We start from the raw sequence: 2210 nt of genomic DNA on the forward strand, positions 1-2210 counted from the left end.
AGATGTGTATAAGAGACAGGGACTCGGTATTGGAGGAGCGGTCAGCCCCCTTGGCGCCGGGGGTGGACTCGGTGGATTGGGCGGTGGATCTGGAGCTGGCCCTGGAAAGCCTTTCGGAGAGGGAGAGCTCGGTGGTCCGGGCCCTGGTGCTGGAGGACAGGAGCGCCCGGGAGGTGGCGGAGTCCAAGGGGTTGGACGTGAGTTACATCCACAAGATAAGGCGCAGGGCCCTAGCGAAGCTCCGGGAGGTTTTAGGTCACGGGGCCACTTAGGGCCTTAGGGTCGGGATAACTTAAGTTGACAGGTATCCCGGAGGGGTTGGTGGTGCTTCTGTGACCATGGAGCTGGAGGTTCGTTTGAGGAGGGTGAGGCGTTGGCTGGAGCGCCTTACCAGGGCGGTGGAGCTGTCCATGTGGGACAGCGCTGCGGCGGAGAGCCAGTGTCTTGAGGCGGAGGTCAAGTCCTTGAGGGAACACCTCTGGAGGACCGCCGGCGCCTCAAGCCCAAGCCGATCTTCCCTTAGGCCCTTCGCGCTGGGGGCTGCGTTGGGGTTGTCCATCCTTCTTGCCGCCGGAGAGCCGGTGTCCATAGGCGAGGTGGTTAGTGGGGGCCCTGGGGCGTTAAGGGGTGTTTCCCAGGAGCCAGCGGCCAGGGTTTTTAAGGAGGAGCCAGCCGACGCTCCTCGGCGGGAGGTTAAAGAGGTTCCCTCCCCGGTGGCCGCCGTAAGGCCTGCGGAGGCGGAGGACCGAGGGGAAATCCCCAAGAGGTCCGCGGCTTCGAGGGGTAAGGTGCAGGTTAAGAAGGTTCCAAGGCCCGAAGGCGTCTTCTCAAAAGGGGGCGCCTTGGGGGCTTCCGGTGCGGAGTCTGGGGCTTCGGTTTCCCTTGAGGAGGCCCTTATGCTTCTTAAGACCGGGCAGAGGGCTTTGGAGGGGCAGTGATCCAGCGGGGCGTGTTTGATCTGTCCCGGGGTAGGTTGCGGTGTGTTGCCTTGTCCCGCTTGTTTCCCTTTAAGATGGCGGCGGGGTGGGTGATAAAGACAAAATCGAGAGGATGTGGTTGCCCCGTGAGGGTTTGGCGGTGTTTTTTCCTCTTCGTCTTCCTTGCGGCTTTTGTGCCCCCCGCTTTTGGGGATGATGGTGCCACCATAGTGTCCCTTGACGTGGAGGGGCTGGAGAAGACGGTGCCTTCCTACGTTTTAGGTGCGGTTTCCTCCAAGGTGGGGGAGCCGGTGAGTCCCGACAAGCTGGACAGGGACAGGGATGCGGTGTACGACCTGGGTTTCTACGAGACCGTGGACTACCGGGTGGAGGACGTTGAGGGCGGGGCCCGGGTGGTCTTCCAGGTGAAGGAGAACCCGGTGGTGCAGGCCCTTAAGTTCAAGGGCAACGCGGCCTACCGGGAGGAGGATCTGAAGGCCCTCTGTTTTACATCTCCGGGCAACATATTCAACCGGGCCTTTTTCAGGAACGACCTTCAGCGCATCACCGACAAGTACCGCAAGGACGGGTATGTGATGATGCGCGTTCAGGACGTGGAGGTAAAGGACGGGGTGGTGGAGGTGACCATCCTGGAGCCCCGGGTGGGTGATGTGGTGATCCAGGGGAACAAGAAGACCAAGGACTACGTTATCCGTCGGGAGCTCAAGATCGCCAAGGGGGATCTCTTCAACGCCACCGTTTTAAGACACTCCCTCAACCGTCTGCAGGCCAAGGGGTACTTTGAGGACGTGAGCGTGGGGTTTGAGCCCACCGACGACCCTGGGGTGATGGACCTCATAATCACCGTTGAGGAGGCCAAGACCGGCAAGCTGGGGTTGTCCATAGGCCATGGTTCTCAAAGCGGCTGGAGCGGGGGGTTGAGCTTCCAGGACAGCAACTGGCAGGGACTGGGGACCAGCCTGTCCGTGGGCTTTGAGCTGGGGGACAACGAGCAGTACTGGGGCTACTACACCCAGCCCTACATGGACCAGGACACCTACTCTTGGAACGTTGGGGTCTACAAGAAGAAGTGGACCGACTACGACTACTACAAGAACGACGTCTGGAAGTTCACCTACGACCAGGAGAAGGTGGGAGCTTACGTTGGGGCGGGCAAGAAGTTCCGGGGGAACGACCAGCTGAGCTGGTACGTGACGCTGGACTGGCATAAGGTTGAGAGTGTGATCACCTCCGGGGACGCCACGGATGAGGAGCTGTCTCTTATACACATCT

The 2210-nt window shown here is 60.8% G+C and carries 3 protein-coding genes; all 3 read left to right on the forward strand.

Annotated features, from left to right (window positions below; translation table 11 throughout):
* Positions 1-272, forward strand: a 272-nt coding sequence (locus N2315_09020; protein MCX7829315.1) for a hypothetical protein, incomplete at its 5' end; no start/stop codon positions are given.
* A 60-nt stretch (positions 273-332) separates the two neighbouring features.
* Positions 333-938, forward strand: coding sequence for a hypothetical protein (locus tag N2315_09025; protein ID MCX7829316.1), 606 nt, complete (start codon positions 333-335; stop codon positions 936-938).
* Between the two features lie 125 nt (positions 939-1063).
* A partial coding sequence (locus N2315_09030) for a hypothetical protein (protein ID MCX7829317.1) occupies positions 1064-2210 on the forward strand: 1147 nt, incomplete at its 3' end.

The sequence above is a fragment of the Thermanaerothrix sp. genome (genome assembly GCA_026417795.1).
Lineage (GTDB): Bacteria > Synergistota > Synergistia > Synergistales > Synergistaceae > Thermanaerovibrio.